The 16,609-nt window shown below is 62.8% G+C and carries 21 protein-coding genes; 6 read left to right on the top strand and 15 right to left on the bottom strand.

The features are described 5' to 3' along the window. Positions 1–21: 21 nt before the first annotated feature. The 15 genes from rpsK to rpsH all read right to left on the bottom strand — a co-directional run bounded on the left by rpsK (position 22) and on the right by rpsH (position 9,749). A complete protein-coding gene (gene rpsK, locus B7E02_RS04425; protein ID WP_080793438.1) occupies positions 22–426 on the bottom strand; it encodes a 30S ribosomal protein S11 in 405 nt (134 codons plus the stop codon). A 3-nt stretch (positions 427–429) separates the two neighbouring features. Further along, positions 430–798, bottom strand: coding sequence for a 30S ribosomal protein S13 (rpsM, locus tag B7E02_RS04420; RefSeq protein WP_080793436.1), 369 nt, complete (start codon positions 796–798; stop codon positions 430–432). A gap of 187 nt (positions 799–985) precedes the next feature. Further along, on the bottom strand, positions 986–1,204 hold the full coding sequence (gene infA, locus B7E02_RS04415) for a translation initiation factor IF-1 (RefSeq protein WP_003854422.1): 219 nt from the start codon (positions 1,202–1,204) through the stop codon (positions 986–988). Between the two features lie 242 nt (positions 1,205–1,446). Continuing rightward, complete coding sequence (locus B7E02_RS04410) at positions 1,447–2,214, bottom strand: L,D-transpeptidase (RefSeq protein WP_080793434.1); 768 nt, start codon at positions 2,212–2,214, stop codon at positions 1,447–1,449. 145 nt (positions 2,215–2,359) lie between these two features. Then, the gene (gene map / locus B7E02_RS04405; protein WP_080793432.1) at positions 2,360–3,154 is read right to left on the bottom strand and encodes a type I methionyl aminopeptidase; all 795 of its coding nucleotides are present in this window, start codon (positions 3,152–3,154) and stop codon (positions 2,360–2,362) included. A gap of 120 nt (positions 3,155–3,274) precedes the next feature. Next, positions 3,275–3,820 carry an adenylate kinase gene (locus B7E02_RS04400; protein ID WP_080793430.1) on the bottom strand — a complete coding sequence of 182 codons (546 nt, stop codon included), beginning with the start codon at positions 3,818–3,820 and terminating at the stop codon, positions 3,275–3,277. After that, positions 3,820–5,142, bottom strand: coding sequence for a preprotein translocase subunit SecY (secY, locus tag B7E02_RS04395; RefSeq protein ID WP_080793429.1), 1,323 nt, complete (start codon positions 5,140–5,142; stop codon positions 3,820–3,822). Before secY ends, B7E02_RS04400 begins: the two co-directional genes overlap by 1 nt. A 426-nt stretch (positions 5,143–5,568) precedes the next feature. Next, positions 5,569–6,093: an alkylhydroperoxidase, AhpD family gene (gene ahpD, locus B7E02_RS04390; RefSeq protein WP_080793427.1), complete on the bottom strand. Its 525-nt coding sequence runs from the start codon at positions 6,091–6,093 to the stop codon at positions 5,569–5,571. Next, on the bottom strand, positions 6,093–6,689 hold the full coding sequence (locus tag B7E02_RS04385; RefSeq protein WP_080793426.1) for a peroxiredoxin: 597 nt from the start codon (positions 6,687–6,689) through the stop codon (positions 6,093–6,095). Before B7E02_RS04385 ends, ahpD begins: the two co-directional genes overlap by 1 nt. A 380-nt stretch (positions 6,690–7,069) precedes the next feature. Next, entirely contained in the window at positions 7,070–7,516 is a 447-nt protein-coding gene (rplO, locus tag B7E02_RS04380) for a 50S ribosomal protein L15 (RefSeq protein ID WP_080793424.1), read from the bottom strand. A 7-nt stretch (positions 7,517–7,523) separates the two neighbouring features. Then, complete coding sequence (gene rpmD, locus B7E02_RS04375) at positions 7,524–7,709, bottom strand: 50S ribosomal protein L30 (RefSeq protein ID WP_080793422.1); 186 nt, start codon at positions 7,707–7,709, stop codon at positions 7,524–7,526. A gap of 3 nt (positions 7,710–7,712) precedes the next feature. Beyond that, the gene (gene rpsE / locus B7E02_RS04370; RefSeq protein ID WP_080793421.1) at positions 7,713–8,348 is read right to left on the bottom strand and encodes a 30S ribosomal protein S5; all 636 of its coding nucleotides are present in this window, start codon (positions 8,346–8,348) and stop codon (positions 7,713–7,715) included. 40 nt (positions 8,349–8,388) lie between these two features. Next, a complete protein-coding gene (rplR, locus tag B7E02_RS04365) occupies positions 8,389–8,793 on the bottom strand; it encodes a 50S ribosomal protein L18 (protein WP_080793419.1) in 405 nt (134 codons plus the stop codon). Between the two features lie 3 nt (positions 8,794–8,796). Further along, positions 8,797–9,333, bottom strand: coding sequence for a 50S ribosomal protein L6 (gene rplF, locus B7E02_RS04360; protein ID WP_080793417.1), 537 nt, complete (start codon positions 9,331–9,333; stop codon positions 8,797–8,799). Positions 9,334–9,350: 17 nt separating this feature from the next. Then, on the bottom strand, positions 9,351–9,749 hold the full coding sequence (gene rpsH, locus B7E02_RS04355; protein ID WP_080793416.1) for a 30S ribosomal protein S8: 399 nt from the start codon (positions 9,747–9,749) through the stop codon (positions 9,351–9,353). A 702-nt stretch (positions 9,750–10,451) separates the two neighbouring features. Between rpsH and B7E02_RS04350 the strand changes: the two genes are divergently transcribed. The 6 genes from B7E02_RS04350 (at position 10,452) to B7E02_RS04330 (ending at position 16,567) form a co-directional block, all read left to right on the top strand. Then, a complete protein-coding gene (locus tag B7E02_RS04350) occupies positions 10,452–11,657 on the top strand; it encodes an IS110 family RNA-guided transposase (RefSeq protein ID WP_080793415.1) in 1,206 nt (401 codons plus the stop codon). 324 nt (positions 11,658–11,981) lie between these two features. Beyond that, a complete protein-coding gene (locus B7E02_RS14735) occupies positions 11,982–12,110 on the top strand; it encodes a hypothetical protein (protein ID WP_281248226.1) in 129 nt (42 codons plus the stop codon). Between the two features lie 97 nt (positions 12,111–12,207). Further along, the gene (locus B7E02_RS04345; RefSeq protein ID WP_080793413.1) at positions 12,208–14,499 is read left to right on the top strand and encodes an FdhF/YdeP family oxidoreductase; all 2,292 of its coding nucleotides are present in this window, start codon (positions 12,208–12,210) and stop codon (positions 14,497–14,499) included. A 36-nt stretch (positions 14,500–14,535) separates the two neighbouring features. After that, the gene (locus B7E02_RS04340; RefSeq protein WP_080793411.1) at positions 14,536–14,841 is read left to right on the top strand and encodes a DUF6457 domain-containing protein; all 306 of its coding nucleotides are present in this window, start codon (positions 14,536–14,538) and stop codon (positions 14,839–14,841) included. A gap of 4 nt (positions 14,842–14,845) precedes the next feature. Beyond that, a complete protein-coding gene (gene fdhD / locus B7E02_RS04335) occupies positions 14,846–15,703 on the top strand; it encodes a formate dehydrogenase accessory sulfurtransferase FdhD (RefSeq protein ID WP_080793409.1) in 858 nt (285 codons plus the stop codon). A gap of 45 nt (positions 15,704–15,748) precedes the next feature. Then, positions 15,749–16,567 (top strand): aldo/keto reductase, encoded by an 819-nt coding sequence (locus B7E02_RS04330; protein ID WP_080794431.1) that lies wholly within the window; start codon positions 15,749–15,751, stop codon positions 16,565–16,567. Positions 16,568–16,609: the final 42 nt, after the last annotated feature.

Raw genomic sequence — 16,609 nt, 5'->3', positions numbered from 1 at the left:
GTAATTACCTTTCCTTCCCTATTAAACGCGACGACGCTTCGGCGGACGGCAGCCGTTGTGGGGCTGGGGCGTCACGTCGGAGATCGAGTTGACCTCGAGGCCGGCGGCCTGGAGGGAACGGATAGCAGTTTCCCGGCCCGAACCCGGACCCTTGACGAAGACGTCAACCTTCTTCATGCCGTGATCCATTGCCTTGCGGGCAGCGTTCTCGGCGGCCATCTGTGCGGCGAAGGGCGTGGACTTGCGTGAGCCCTTGAATCCGACGTGTCCGGAGGAAGCCCAGGAGATAACTGCGCCGCTCGGATCGGTGATCGACACGATGGTGTTGTTAAAGGTGGACTTGATGTATGCGTGGCCCTGGGCCACATTCTTCTTTACGACGCGACGGCCGGTACGGCGCGCGCCTGAGCGTGCTTTTGGAGGCATGTTCTACTTCTTCTTTCCGGCGATCGTCTTCTTCGGGCCCTTGCGCGTACGCGCATTGGTCTTGGTGCGCTGACCACGAACGGGCAGGCCACGACGGTGACGCAGACCCTGGTAGCAACCGATTTCGATCTTGCGGCGGATGTCGGCCTGGACCTGGCGGCGGAGGTCACCCTCGACCTTCCAGGTACCTTCGATGACATCGCGGAGAGAAGCGATCTGCTCATCCGTGAGGTTGTCGGTGCGCAGGTCGGGAGAGATGCCGGTCTCTTCGAGCAGCTGCTTGGATCGGGCGGGGCCGATACCGTAGATGTAGGTGAGAGCGACCTCCATGCGCTTGTTACGCGGGAGATCAACACCAGCTAGACGTGCCATATGGCAGTAACCTTTCCGGTTGTTGCGATGGTTTTCCCCATATTCGTCCTCACCACGCAACGCTTCGCCCGGACGGAAACCGGGCTGTGGGTTGTGATTCGTAAGGCTCCAGCCATCGTTGCCTGGAGGTGTGTCAGCACCACCGGATGTCCCGGAAGCGCCCTGATATATGGAGGCGTGTGATGTCTTACTTGTAGCGGTAGACGATGCGACCGCGGGTGAGATCGTAGGGCGAGAGCTCCACAACCACGCGGTCCTCAGGAAGGATACGGATGTAGTGCTGACGCATCTTCCCACTGATGTGGGCAAGAACCTTGTGCCCATTGTCGAGCTCGACTCGGAACATTGCATTCGGCAGGGGTTCGACGATGCGACCCTCGACCTCAATTGCGCCTTCCTTAGCCATATCCTCCACATTCCCGGGGCCGCGATGGTGGGCGGCCCCTAAGTTTTACCACTGCAAAATTCGGTGACTACGCGAACTGCGTATACACCATCGACAAAGATTACACGTACAGCGCGCCAATACCAAATGTGATGCCGTCGGGCAACAGGGACACTTGGGTGGAGTCCCCTTGAAAGAGTACGGGACGCGGGATCCCCGTCGTCGGGGATCCCGCGTCCGCGCGGAGTCAGCTACCGGTGGATCTAGTAGATGTAGACCGTGTCCCCGATGTCGACGTTGTTGAAGTAGTGGATGGCATCCTGCTGGCTCAGTCGGACGCATCCCGCGGAGGTGGTGGCGACATTGCCCTGATGGAACGCGTGGCCGTTGTAGGTGAAGTACATGGCATAGGGCATCGGCGCGTTGCCGAACTCATGCGAGATCTCATCCTTGACCTTGCGGTTGATGGTGAAACTTCCGCGCGGGGTCTCCTGGCCCCTTCCACCGGAGGACACCGGTACCGCACCGTAGACCACCTCTCCGCCCGACTGCAGCCAGGAGCGGCCACCGTCGATGTCCACACACACGTCGGCGGTGACGGGGCAGCTGCCACGGTCGAAGCGGGCGGCCCGGGTGGCCTCCTCCTGGGCGCGTTGTTGCGCTGCGTGCTGCTCGGCGATGGCCGCCTCCGCCGCACGCTGCTGGTCCAGCTTCTGCTGAATCAGCCCGGGGAAGATGACCTCCACGGTGTTGTCGATGGCATCATTGAGTGGCAGGGCCCCGGCGCCGAGGTAGGCCACCTGCGCACGGAGGTTGTTGCGGATATTCCACGCATCCTCGCGGGACTGCGCCAGACCTGAGTTGAACGCCTGCTGGATCTGCGAATTGATGTCCGAGGAACCCGGGACGATCTCCTGGGCGGAGGCGGTCGCGGGAACCAGGACGGAGATCGCTGCGGTCAGTGCGGCGACGATTCCGATGGTCCGGCGCCTGGCTCCGAGCGCGCTGCGGGTACGGGAAGAATTGTGCATAGTGGCAAAGTATATAACCCGATTCCCGCTGAGGGGAACCTGAACACCACATCCGCTATCGGCCGGGCCGGTCCATTCCGGTTGGCACCAATCACCGCAAACCTTTGCGCGCTCGGAAAACCCCGGCAACAATGACCGGAGAACGCTATCGGCGGGGGGTGAGGATACGCGGCCCCCCTGCGGTGGCGGCCACGGTGTGTTCCCAGTGCGAGGCCCAGGAACCGTCGAGGGTGACCACCGTCCAGTCATCCTCGAGCACCGCGGAGTCGACGGTGCCGAGGGTGAGCATGGGTTCAATGGCGAGAACGGATCCCTCCTGGATGATCGGTCCCTTTCCCGGGCGCCCCTCATTGGCGAGATAGGGTTCCTCGTGCATGGCGTGTCCGATGCCGTGCCCACCGTAACCGTCCACGATGCCGAGGTCTACGCCGAACTTCTGCTCCGCCCTGCGCGTGGCGCTCTCGAGGGCGTGGGAAACATCGGTCAGGCGGTTGCCCGGAACCATCGCCTTGAGGCCCTCGGCGAGAACCCACTCGGTGGCATCGTTGAGTGCACGGACGTCCTCGTCGATCTCACCGATGCCAAAGGTCCACGCAGAGTCCCCGACCCATCCGTTGAGGGTCGCGCCGCAGTCGATGGAGACGAGGTCGCCCTCGGCGAGCACGGTCTCATCCGAGGGGATGCCGTGGACGATCACCTCATTGACGGAGGCACAAATGGAGCCGGGGAAACCCTGGTAGCCCTTGAAGGTCGGCTGGGCGCCGGCGCTGCGGATCACATCCTCGGCGATGGCGTCGAGATCCAGGGTGGTCATTCCCGCCCTCGCCTGCTCCCTGACGGCCTGAAGCGCCCGTCCGACGATCTCTCCGGCCGCCTGCATCTCATCGAGCTCACGCGGTGTCTTCGCGGCCACGGTTTTTGACTTCTTCCGGAATCCCATGACGGGTGTTCCTCCTCCTTAGGTGGTTGCACTGGAAAATGTGCGGCCGGTGACCGCGTTGTGGAACGCGGTCACCGGCCGTGGTGCTTGACGCCCGTGGCGTCGATAGGCATCGTGGTGCTATCTGCCCAGGGCTGCGAGGGTGCGTGCGCTGATGTCCTCGACGCTGCCCTCCGCCTCGATGTTGATGATGCGGTCGCCGTAGTAGCTGATCAGCGGGGCGGTCTCATCCCGGTAGACGCCGAGCCGGGTGCGGATGGTCTCCTCGTTGTCGTCGGCGCGGCCGCGGGAGAGCATGCGCTCGACCACCACGTCCTCGGAGACTACGTAGTTGATCACGCCGTCGAGGCTGTGACCGGATTCGGCCAGCAGTGCGGCGAGAATGTCCGCCTGCTCCACCGTCCGGGGGAAACCGTCGAGAAGGAATCCCTCGGCGGCGTCGGGCTCGGCCAGGCGAGCCTGCACCATGCGGGCGGTGACATCGGTGGGAACGAGCTTTCCCGCGTCGATGTACTGCTTGGCCTCGACTCCGAGCGGGGTGCCCTCGCCGATGTTGGCGCGGAAGAGGTCGCCGGTGGAGATGTGCGGGATGCCGAGCTTCTCGGAGAGAATGACGGCCTGGGTGCCCTTGCCGGCACCGGGGGGTCCAAGGAGTACGAGTCGCATTATTTGAGGAGTCCTTCGTAGTTGCTTTGCAGGAGCTGGCTCTCGATCTGCTTGACCGTGGTCAGCGCGACAGACACAAGAATCAGGATTGCGGTGCCGCCGAACGGGGTGGCACCTGCGGAACCGGCGTCAACGCCTAGGTCCAGCATAATATTCGGCAGCACGGCGATGACAGCCAGGTAGAGGGAACCGACGAACAGCAGCCTGTTCATCACAAATCCCAGGTAGGCCGCGGTCGGCCGGCCGGGGCGGATGCCGGGGATGAACCCGCCGTACTTCTTCATGTTGTCCGCCTGCTCGGCCGGATCGTACTGGACCGAGACGTAAAAATAGGAGAAGAAGATGGTCAGCGCGAAATAGGCGACGATGTACTGCCAGGACGATGGTGTCTGCAGATGCGCGATGACGTTGCGCTGCCACCAGTTGTCGCTGACCTCGAGTGATCCGGAGGTGACGATCTGCGTGATCAGGACGGGCATGTAGATCAGCGAGGATGCGAAGATCACCGGGATGACGCCGGCCTGGTTGACCTTGAGCGGCAGATAGGTCGATGATCCACCGTACTGGCGGCGTCCCACCATGCGCTTGGCGTACTGCACCGGAATCCGCCGCTGCCCCTGTTCGACGAAGACAACGCCGATGACCAGGATCAGGACCGAGACCAGCACCAGGGCGAAGACCACGCCTCCCGAGTTGCCGAGGATGCTCATGCCGTCGGTGGGCAGGCGCGTGGCGATACCGGCGAAGATCAGCAGGGACATGCCGTTGCCCACGCCCTTCTCCGTGATTAGCTCACCGAACCACATCACCAGCACCGCACCTGCGGTCATGGTGATCACCAGCAGGATCAGGTCGAAGATGTTGCGGTCGGCGTTGAGCACCTGGACACCCGCCCCGAGCAGCTGCTCACGGTCGGCGAGCGCCACGATGCCCGCGGACTGCAGGAGCGCCAGTGCGACCGTGAGGTACCTGGTGTACTGCATCATCTTGGTCTGCCCGGACTGCCCCTCCTTCTTCAGCTCCTCGAAGTGTGGAATGACCACGGTGAGCAGCTGCACGATGATGGAGGCCGTGATGTAGGGCATGATGCCGATCGCGAAGATGGACAGCTGCAGCAGTGCACCACCGGAGAAAAGGTTGATCAGCGAGTAGACGCTCGACTGATCCTCTGTCAGGCTGCGCAAACGACCGCTGATGGATGCATAATCAACTCCCGGTGATGGGATTTGAGCTCCAATGCGGAACACGATAATCATCGCAATAGTGAAAAGTATCTTCTTGCGAAGATCGGCGTCCTTGAAAGCCTGGATAATGGCGGACACATATCCTCCTGGACGGTCCACCCCCGGAAGCAGTTCTCCAGGGGCGGTACCGGATGTTATTCCCTTTGCCTGTGGCCCCGGTCAGGGCAGCACAGATGCAACTAAGTATTCGACGGGATAACCCTACCAGCTTCTCCCAGTTTGCACATAGATCCGGTCCGGCCCCACCGTCCCCACCCCGCTGCACGGACCGGCACCGGCTGCTTGTCGACGCCCACTGTCAAGGGGAAACCGCGCAGCAGCGGGAACCGTCCCCCTTAGATTCAGGGCACCGTGGTGCCCTCCTCCGGTGATCTTGATCTCAATCGGGACGGTGCCGGCCGCGGGCACGGGCACCGGGGAAACGCCAGCGTCCCCCGCCCCGCCCCTTCATAGGGGCGGGGCGGGGGACGTGACTTTAGAGTAGGCTCCGGTGGCGCGGCGGCCCTACCGGACGCTCTCGATCTCGACGGCCTGGGCCACACCCTGAACGGTGGCGGCGACCTTGACGGCCTCGAAGACCTGCTCGCGGGTCAGGCCGGCCTCGCGGACAACCTTCTCATGGGCGATGGTGCAGTGCTCGCACCCGTTGATCGTGGACACCGCGAGCGACCACAGCTCGAAATCAACCTTGTCCACACCGGGGTTGGCGATGAAGTTCATGCGCAGCCCCATCTTCACCTGGGTGTAGTCCTCTCCGAGCCAGGCCCGTGCGCGGTAGGCGACGTTGTTCATCGCCATGACCGAGGCGGCACCGAGGGCGGCCTCGACCGCCTCCTCAGACAGGTGACCCTTCGCCTCCTCGGAGATCTCGGAGAACACGGTGTCGCTCCGGGTGGCGGCTGCGGCGGCGAGGAAGGTGCCCCACAGCTGCTGCTCGCTCAGTTCCGTCGAGCGGGTCAGCGAGCCGAGGTTGAGTTTGAGATCCTTGGCGTATCCCGGAAGACCCGAGCGCAGGTTGTCGATCGACATTAAACAAGCGCCTCCTGGACCACGTCAAGCTTGTTGATCACCTTGGTGGGGTCGTTGGCCTGCCAGTTGCACGCACAGACCTCCTCGGACTGGAGTGCATCGAGAACCCGGAGCACCTCATCGACATTGCGCCCGACGGCGTCGGGGGTCACCGAGACGAACTGGATCACGTTGTCGGGATCAACGATGAAGGTAGCGCGGTCGGCCACGCCGTCAGCGTTTTCCACACCCAGCGCGCGGATCAGGTCGTGGCGGACGTCGGCGAACATGGGGAAGGGGACTCCCTTGAGCTCGGGGTGGGTCGCACGCCAGTTGAAGTGAGCGAACTCGTTGTCGGTGGAGCCGCCGAGCACCTGGGTGTCGCGGTCCTCGAACTCCTCGTTGAGCTTGCCGAAGGCGGCGATCTCCGTCGGGCAGACGAAGGTGAAGTCCTTCGGGTAGAAAAAGATGATCTTCCACTTCCTGGGGTAGCTGTCCAGGGAGACCTCCTCGAAGTAGTCCTCCGGCTGCTGGGCGTTGACGTCGTGGAGGTCCCCGCCCTTCAGTGCCGTCAGATGAAACTCGGGGAATGTGTCTCCCACAGTAAGAATTGCCATATCCAAACCTTCCTCAACGTAAATTATTCCCTTTGCAAGGGGTTCTCCCGCAGGTGGCCGCCGGGGTGTCAGGGCGCACCGGTGGATGACCGCGCATCGCGGCCGTGACCATGTGCCACCCCACCTGTCCATCCGGTTCCTTAAGGCGGGCCGCCTGTCGGCGAGAGCCGGGCCCACGGAATCGGAATCGGCATCCGCATCTGCGCATCAACCCCGTGCCACCGTTCATTGTGCCCTCCGGCCCGCGGTTCGTCAATTCAAAGAAGTGTGATATTCACCGAGACTAATTAGCCTTACCTATGACAATCCGTCGTCGGAGACGCAGAAGACCCCCACCCCGGTGATCCGGGATGGGGGTCATGCTCGGGTGGGAACTACAGTTAGGCCACGGTCACGGAGCCGCCGGCGGCTTCGATTTTTTCCTTGGCTGAGCCGGAGAACTTGTTCGCGGTGACGTTGAGCTTGACGCCCAGTTCACCGTTGCCCAGAACCTTGACGAGCTCGTTCTTGCGCACCAGTCCAGCAGCGACGATATCGGCAATTGCGATGTCGCCACCCTGGGGGAACGCTGCCTCGAGATCTGCAACGTTGACCACCTGGTAGTCAACCTTGTTGGGGTTCTTGAAGCCCTTGAGCTTCGGCAGACGCATGTGAAGGGGCATCTGGCCACCCTCGAACGCTGCAGAAACCTGCTTGCGGGCCTTGGTACCCTTGGTGCCGCGACCAGCGGTCTTACCCTTGGAGGCCTCGCCTCGACCAACACGGGTCTTGGCCTTGTTTGCGCCCTTGGCCGGACGCAGATCGTGGAGCTTGATTGGATCGCTCATGTCTTACCTACTCCCCCGCCACTTCTTCGACGACGATCAGGTGGCGTACCGCGAGGATCATTCCGCGCACCTCAGGGGTGTCGGGACGAACCACGCTGTGGCGGATACGCTTCAGACCGAGGGAACGAAGATTGTCGCGATGCTTGGGCTTGGTGCCCACAGTGCCTTTGATCTGGGTAATCTTCAGCGCCATTTCCTACGCCTCCTGACCTGCGCGTGCGCGCAGAATACGGGCCGGAGCGACCTCCTCGATCGACTTGCCACGACGGGCAGCGACCTCTTCGGGGCGGACCAGCTGCTTCAGGCCGTCCACGGTTGCGTGGACGACGTTGATGGCATTGTCAGATCCCAGGGACTTGGACAGGATGTCCTGCACGCCGGCACACTCGAGCACCGGGCGGGCAGCGCCGCCGGCGATGACACCGGTACCGGGAGCCGCGGGCTTGAGCATGACGATGCCCGCCGCGGCCTCACCCTGTACCGGGTGGGTGATGGTGCCACCGACCATGGGGACGCGGAAGAAGTTCTTGCGAGCCTCTTCTGCACCCTTCTGAATCGCGGCGGGAACTTCCTTGGCCTTGCCGTAACCGACACCGACCATTCCCTGGCCGTCTCCGACGATCACGAGAGCGGTGAAGCTGAAGCGACGACCACCCTTGACGACCTTGGAAACACGATTGATGGTGACGACACGCTCGATGTACTGTGAGCGCTCGTCCTGCTGCTGACCCCGACGGTCATCGCGGCGGTTGCCGCCACGACGATCGTTGCGATCATTCGACTTGTTGTCGTCGGCGGATCGACCGCCGTCACGCCGTTCACGTCCCGGCATTACGCAATCCTTCCGTTGATGTTCTTGGAAATGGTCATCATTAGAACTTCAGACCACCTTCACGAGCGGCATCGGCGAGTGCTGCGACGCGGCCGTGGTACTTGTAGCCGGCGCGGTCGAAGACGACCGCCTCGATGCCGGCTGCCTTGGCGCGCTCGGCGACCAGCTGGCCGACCTTTGCACCCTTGGCCTTCTTGTCACCTTCGACGGCACGCACTTCCGGCTCCATGGAGGAGGCGGCAACCAGGGTGTGACCGGCGACATCGTCGATCACCTGGACGTGCATGTGGCGGGAGGTGCGGTGGACAACCAAACGGGGAGCCTCGGGGGTTCCGCGGAGGTTCTTGCGAATGCGGAAGTGACGGCGGGCACGGGCCACGCGACGACGAGTCGCGATGTCCTTACCCACGGAGACGCGCTTCTGCTTATTTTCAGTGTTGCTCATTGCTTACTTACCCGTCTTTCCGACCTTGCGGCGGATCTGCTCACCCTCGTAGCGAATGCCCTTACCCTTGTAAGGATCATCCTTGCGCAGGCGGCGAATCACAGCTGCAATCTGCCCAACCTGTTGCTTGTCGATACCAGCCACCGAGAGCTTGGTGTTGCCATCAACCGCGAAGGTGATGCCTTCCGGAGCCTCGATCAGCACCGGGTGGGAGTAACCGAGGGAGAACTCGAAGTTCTTGCCCTTCAGTGCAACACGGTAGCCCACACCGAAGATTTCCATCTTGATGGTGTATCCCTCGGTGACGCCAACAACCATGTTGTTGACCAGGGAACGGGACAGGCCATGCAGGGAACGGTTGACGCGGTGGTCATCCGGACGCGCAACGAGCAGGTGACCGTCCTCGACGGCGACGGTGATCGGAGCGGGCAGGGTGCGGCTCAGGGTTCCCTTGGGACCCTTGACCTCAATGAACTGGCCGTCGATCTTGGTCTCGACGCCGGCGGGAATGGCAATCGGGTTCTTACCGATACGTGACATAGTTGGTCAATCCTCCCTTACCAGACGTAGGCGAGGACTTCTCCGCCTACACCCTTCTCGGTAGCCTGACGGTCCGTGAGCAGTCCATGGGACGTGGAGATGATTGCCACGCCCAGGCCGCCGAGGACCTGCGGCAGGTTGGTGGACTTGGCGTACACGCGAAGACCCGGCTTGGAAACGCGACGCAGACCAGCGATGGAGCGGACGCGGGTGGAGCTGTACTTCAGCTCGAGGGTCAGGGTCTTGCCGACCCTGGCATCCTCGACCTTGAAGTCAGCGATGTAGCCCTCCTGCTTGAGGATCTCGGCGATGTTGGCCTTGATCTTGGAGGAGGGCATGGACACGGTGTCATGGTGCGCATGGTTTGCATTGCGCACGCGCGACAACATGTCGGCGATGGGATCAGTCATGGTCATGAATGTGACCTGATGCCTTTCTCGTTGGGGTTCCCTACCCACCTGGAGCGTTAACCGTGTGATTTCTGGCCACTTCACGCCCACCGAACTCAATAGTCGGTTTGCTCGCTGCCATTTCCCACTCGGATCGCCAACTGTGGCGGGGGGCCTACAACAAAGTTGAGGTTTTAAGATTACTTGAACTGCTGTCCTGAGAAATTAATGCGCCGGTAACCCGGCGGAAATCCACACGAAACAAAGTCCAAGCGAAAAGAGTACACGGTAAATCACCCAATACACAATCAGCGCCGGGCTGTGCTCCACACACCCGGGTTCCGCCGGCCCGGGCCGGGGAAATGTATGTTCATGGGATGATCGATCTGATTGAGCCCGACCCGTCGGGATTCGAGGCCCGCGCCGGTTGCCTGCGTGAATTCGGAACGGGCCCGATCGACGGATCGGGCAACGACCCCGTTACTTTGATGGTGTCCCCATAATGGGGATAGTCGCTGGGCCCGGTATGGCTTATTTCCCCTGTAGTTACCATGATCCGGGGGGTGTTGTCGCCGGGCTACCAGGACACCCGTTGACTGCTGATAGGGACACGGACGAGTCACTCGACTCAGTTCTCTTTTGTAACGTGGGTGCCAGCATCGGATGTCGAGACACCAGCGACGAGGTTTGACCTGTCACTGTTGCTCCGACACCACAAGGAGGCCGGCCATGACCACCGGCACCATCGACGTCACCATCGGATTAGACGTCGGCAAAACCGCCCACCACGCCTGCGCCATGCTAGCCACAGGCGAGATCATCTACGACAAACCCCTGCCCCAGGACGAGGATCAGCTTCGCAAGGTCTTCACCGACCTCCAAGCCTGCGGCACCGTCCTGGTGGTCGTCGACCAGCCCAACACCATCGGTGCCCTGCCCATCGCCGTGGCCCGGGACGCTGGCTGCTTCGTCGGCTATCTACCCGGCCTGGCGATGCGCAAAGCCGCGGACTTGCACCCCGGCCGGTCGAAGACCGACCGGCGGGACGCATTCATCATCGCTGATACCGCCCGGACGATGCCGCATACCCTGCGGGCCGTGGACCGGGACAACGAAGTCCTCTCAGCGCTGAAGATGCTGTCCGGGTTCGATGACGACATCGCCAAGGACGCCACCCGCACCATCAACCGGCTGCGTAGCGTGCTGACCCAGATCTACCCGAGTCTGGAACGAGCCCTACCGGGCAGCATCATCACCCGACCTCTGGTGCTGGACATGCTCATCCACTACGGCGGGCCAACAAGGTTGAAGAAGGCCGGTTACCAGCGGGTACACACCTGGATGGCCAACCGATCGAAGAAAGACCCCACGAAGCTGGTCGACGCGATCTTCGACGGACGCAAAGCCCAGACCGTCGCCGTACCTGGCACCACTGCCGCTGAGGTGGTGATCCCGCAGCTGGCGACCAACATCAAAGCCCTGCTGGAACAGCGGAAAACCATTGCTGATCAAGTAGAGGAACTGTTGGCTGAATTCCCTCTTCACCAGGTCTTGATATCCATGCCGGGAATTGGCATCAAGACCGCCTCCAACATTCTCCTCGCTGTCGGCGACTGCTCCGACTTTCGGTCAGCCGGCCACCTGGCAGCGTATGCGGGGATCGCCCCGGTGACACGAAGATCCGGCACGTCCATCCGAGGTGAGTTCCCGGCCAGATCCGGTAACAAACGGTTGAAAAACGCCCTGTTCTACTCGGCATTCGCATCGATCCGGTTCCATGAACCATCCAAGACCTACTACGAGCGGAAACGGGCCGAGGGTAAACGACATAACGCTGCAGTGATGTGCCTGGCCAGACGCCGGTGCAACGTCATCTACGCAATGTTGACCCGGGCCGAGTTCTTTAGGGAGATCCCCGCCAGAGTTGCTGCGTAGCCCACCTTCACCACGATCAGCTGGTCGACGCGAGTACGCCGGCCAGCTGCTCAACCACGCCCATCATCAGAATCGGGAGCTACCCCCGAAATGCTTTCCTGAATACAGGGCCTATCCCTTGACAAAAACATAGGGACACCCCCCGGAGAGATACCGACCCCCACCCGTCGCGCATTCGATGACAACCGGCTGGACTGAAGGCGGTGGGCCGACCTCTCGGTGGACCCGCCCGAGGGCTTCGTCCACTCCACCTTCCTCTGAATCATCGACGAACCCGGACTTCTCAGGTTCCTGGCGGTTCACCCCGGCGCACTCTACCGTGGCGTGGCGGGCGTGGCCCTTCGCCGCGGAATCGACCTGGCCCACGGAATGGGCATCGACGAGGTGCCGCTGACGGGCAGCGAGGGCAATCCCGCCTCGCGGCGGGCATCTCACCTCGCGGCGGGTGATTGAACGCGAGGGCGGCAGATATGAGAACCCGATCCGGGGATTTCGGAGGTACCGGTTCCAACGGACCTCCCGGAATGTGATCTGGCATACACTGTAGGGTATGTCCAGGTATTCCGAAGAGTTCTCCGCGGTCAATCCCGTTGCCAACGCCTTCGATGACCCCGATGTGGGCAGGCGGATCACCTCCGCAGCGGGAATTCCGGGAGTCCTCCACGCCCTTCAGTTCGCACTCCCCAACCGCGGGCTGCTCCCCTTGATCACCATGAACAAGCCCGGTGGCATCGACTGCCCCGGCTGTGCGTGGCCGGAGCCGTCCACCCACAACCTGGGAATCGTGGAATTCTGCGAGAACGGCGCCAAGGCCGTCGCTGAGGAAACCACCCCGAGCCGGGCCACCGCGGAGTTCTGGGCGGAGCATTCCATCCACCAGCTGCGGGAGAAGACGGACCACTGGCTGGGCGGCCAGGGCCGGATCACCGGGCCCCTACTCTATGATCGTTCCTCCGGGGACGCCCACTACCGACCCGTGAGCTGGGAGAAGGCCCTTGAACTGATTTCCGGCAAGCTCAGGGAGATCGAGCCTGATGAGGCCGTGTTCTACACCTCCGGACGGGCCCCCAACGAACCCGCCTACATGCTGCAGCTGCTCGCACGGCGCCTGGGCACCAACAACCTGCCCGACTGCGGCAACATGTGCCACGAGTCAACCGGGACCGCGCTGACGGAAACCCTCGGGTTGGGCAAGGGGTCCGTGGTGATGGAGGATTTCTACAACACCGATCTGCTGATCTCCGTCGGGCAGAACCCGGGTACGAACCATCCACGCGCTCTCACCGCCTTCAAGGAACTCAAGGACAACGGCGGTAGGATCCTGGTACTCAATCCCCTGCCGGAGACAGGGCTGATGAAATTCCGTGAACCGCAGTCCATCAAGGGCGCACTCAACATCTCAGAGAAGCTCGCCGACGCTTACCTGCAGGTGCGTCTCGACGGCGACCGTGCATTCTTCCAGGCACTGAACAAGGAGATCATCCGCCGGGACCTCCTCGACCACGCCTTCCTGGAGAGGTTCTGCTCCGGAGTCGAGGAAACCATCGAACACCTCAACGGCCTCGATGATGATCTCCTGCTCCGCGGCTGCGGACTGGAGGCCGCGGATATCCGACGGGCCGCGGACATGGTGGAAAACGCCGACACGGTGGTGGTCTCCTGGACTCTCGGGGTCACCCAGCACAGGAACGCCGTGTACACCATCCGGGAAATGGTCAATTTCCTGCTGCTGACCGGAAACATCGGCAAACCCGGTGCCGGGACCGCTCCCCTGCGCGGGCACTCCAACGTCCAGGGCGATCGCACCATGGGCATCTGGGAGAAGATGCCGGAGCCCTTCCTCCGCGCGCTCGAGAAGGAGTTCGGCTTCGATGTCCCGCGCAGGCACGGATATGACACCGTCAATGCCCTCCGCGCCATGCGCGAGGGGAAAACGAGGTTCTTCCTCTCTCTCGGTGGGAACCTGGTGCGCGTTTCCTCGGACACCTCCGCCGTGGAGAAGGCAATGGAAACCAATGAGCTCACGGTCCACCTGTCCACGAAGCCCAACGGCTCCCACGCATGGCCGGGGGAGAAATCCCTGATATTGCCCGTCCTGGCCCGAACCGATCTGGACCGGAGGAAATCGGGGATCCAGAGCGTGACCGTGGAGGATTCCGCAGGTGCTGTGCACGCCTCCACCGGCAGGCGCACGGCCAACAGGGATCTCAACCTGAAATCGGAATGTGAGATCATCGGTTCCATCGGTCGCGAGACCTTCGGCGATGACTTCTGGCAGCCGATGATCGATGACTACTCCGTCATCCGTGATCACATCGAGGCGACGATCCCCGGCTTCCATGACTTCAACAGGCGCATCGAGAACCCGGGAGGATTCCTCCTGCCCAACGGGCCCCGTGAACGGATCTTCAACACCCCGACGGGACGCGCACGGCTCACCGTCAACGACACCAGCGTCATCGATCTGCCGGAGGGCTATTTCCTGATGAACACCGTGCGCTCCCACGATCAGTACAACTCCACGATCTATGGGCTCGATGACCGCTACCGCGGGGTGCGCAACGGCCGGCGCGTGGTCTTTGTCAATCCGGCGGACTGCCGGCAACGTGGCCTTCGCGACGGCGATCTGGTGGACATCGTCTCCGTCTTCGAGGACGGGGAACGCCGCGCCCCCAACTTCCGCGTGGTGGAATACGATACCGCTCGTGACTGCGTGACCACCTACTTCCCCGAGGCCAACGTTCTGGTGCCACTGGACAGTGTTGCCGAAAAGTCCAACACGCCGGTGTCCAAATCGGTGCTCGTCCGTCTGGAGCCCAGGGGCACGCGTGCACGAAAGTAGGCTGGTCGGCATCGGTGCTGGGAGCACAGTCGAATCATGAAGGAGACCCGGGTGAGCGGACACGGCGAGGCGGAGAAGATGTACCACATGAATGAATGGCTGGTGAAGGTCTGCTCCGAGTTCGGGATCGATCCGGGCCTGCTCGATGATGTAGTGCCCGCGCTGCTCGAACTCACCCGCGATGTCGCCCACGGCCCCTCCCGGCCGGGTGCACCGTTGACCGCCTTTCTGGTCGGTGTCGCAGCGGCGGGCGGCGTCGATAAGCGGGAGCTGGCCCCCGGGGTGATCGCGCGCGCCACCCGGGTACGGGAGATGGTCGCGCAGAGGGCACCGGAGTCCTGAACCCATGGGAAGAATCACGCAGAACCTCCGTGTGGCCCGGGTGGTCGTGGATGATGAGGCGGTCGGCGTTGACTCCCGCGCCGATACCGTAGCCGTGGAGGAACCCCTGGAGATCCGTGTCAACGGCACCGCGCTTACCACCACGATGCGGACACCGGGGCACGATATCGAACTCGTCCACGGACTGCTGCTCTCCGAGGGCGTGATCGGGGAGGCGGCGGAGGTGTCCACGGCGCGCTACTGCGCCGGTGCCACCGGACCCGACGGCGCGAACACCTACAATGTCCTCGAGGTCGAGGTCACCCCTGCAGGTCCGCTGAGCGAACTGAACCTGTTGTCGATCCGGAGGAACCTGCCCACCTCCTCCGCCTGCGGTATCTGCGGCACCACCTCCATCGATCAGATCCTGCACAAAAGAACGCGTCCGGGTGCGCCGATCCAGCCCGATCCGCGGATGATCATCACGCTGCCGGGAAAACTACGCGCGCACCAGAAGCTGTTCGACCGCACGGGCGGGGTGCACGCGGCCGGGATAGCCACCATCGATGGAGAATTGCTGGTCGTACGTGAGGATGTGGGACGCCACAACGCCGCGGACAAGGCAATCGGGCACATGCTCATGCGGGATGCGGCATCCCTGGAGGGCACCATCCTCTTGATGAGTTCCAGGGCCTCATTCGAGCTGGTGCAGAAGGCTGCGATGGCCGGGATCTCCGGCGTGGTGGCGGTGTCGGCCGCAACGTCGCTCGCCATCGACGCGGCCAGGGAGGCGGGCATCTTCCTCGCCGGATTTCTCCGCGGAGGCAGGTTCAACCACTATGCAGGAGAGTTGGCACGGACCCCGGATGGTGATCTGAGCTGAGGCGGCCTCTGCACGGCCGGGACGTCCGTGACTACCCTGGCGGTCATGGTTCACACACAGATTTCCCTTCCCCCCATCGGTTTCGGCACGGTCCACCTCGACGGTGCGGCCGGGGTCGAGGCCATCACCTCCGCGATCCACACCGGCTACCGCCTGATCGACACCGCATACAACTACGAGAACGAAGGGGCGGTGGGCCTCGCGGTCCGCACGTCCGGCGTGCCCCGCGAGGAGCTGATGGTCACCAGCAAGCTACCCGGTCGGTACCAGGAGTTCGACCTCGCCCGGACACATATCGAGGAAAGCCTCTACCGCCTCGGACTCGACCATCTCGATCTGCTGCTCATCCACTGGCCCAACCCCCGCAAGGGACTCTACGTCGAGGCGTGGAAGGCGCTGATCGACGCACGCGAACGCGGCCTGGTCCGCAACATCGGGGTGTCCAACTTCCTCCCGGAGCACATTGACAGGCTGCGGGCCGAGACCGGCGAACTCCCCGCCGTCAACCAGGTCGAGCTCCATCCCCATTTCCCGCAGGTGGACCTGGTTGAATGGCACCGCGAACACGGCATCGCCACCGAGGCATGGAGTCCGCTCGGCAGCGGTCGCGGGCTGCTCAGCGAACCCCTGCTCGGGGAGATCGGAAAGAAATACGGTGTCGGCCCCGGCGAGATCGTCCTGGCCTGGCACCACGCGCGCGGGATCGTCCCGATCCCCCGTTCGACCAACCCGCAGCGCCAGCGCAGCAACCTGGAAGCCGTCACGATCACGCTTGACGACGCCGACGTCGCGGCAATCACCGGCCTCGGGCGCCCGGACGGGCGCATCAAGAACCAGGACCCCGCCATCTACGAGGAGTTCTAGCAGATCCCGGGGGATGAAAAAATCCGCCATCCTGACCGGATG

It is taken from the genome of Corynebacterium pacaense, assembly GCF_900169525.1.
GTDB classification, from domain to species: Bacteria; Actinomycetota; Actinomycetes; order Mycobacteriales; family Mycobacteriaceae; genus Corynebacterium; species Corynebacterium pacaense.
This window is presented reverse-complemented; position numbering and strand designations above follow the sequence as displayed.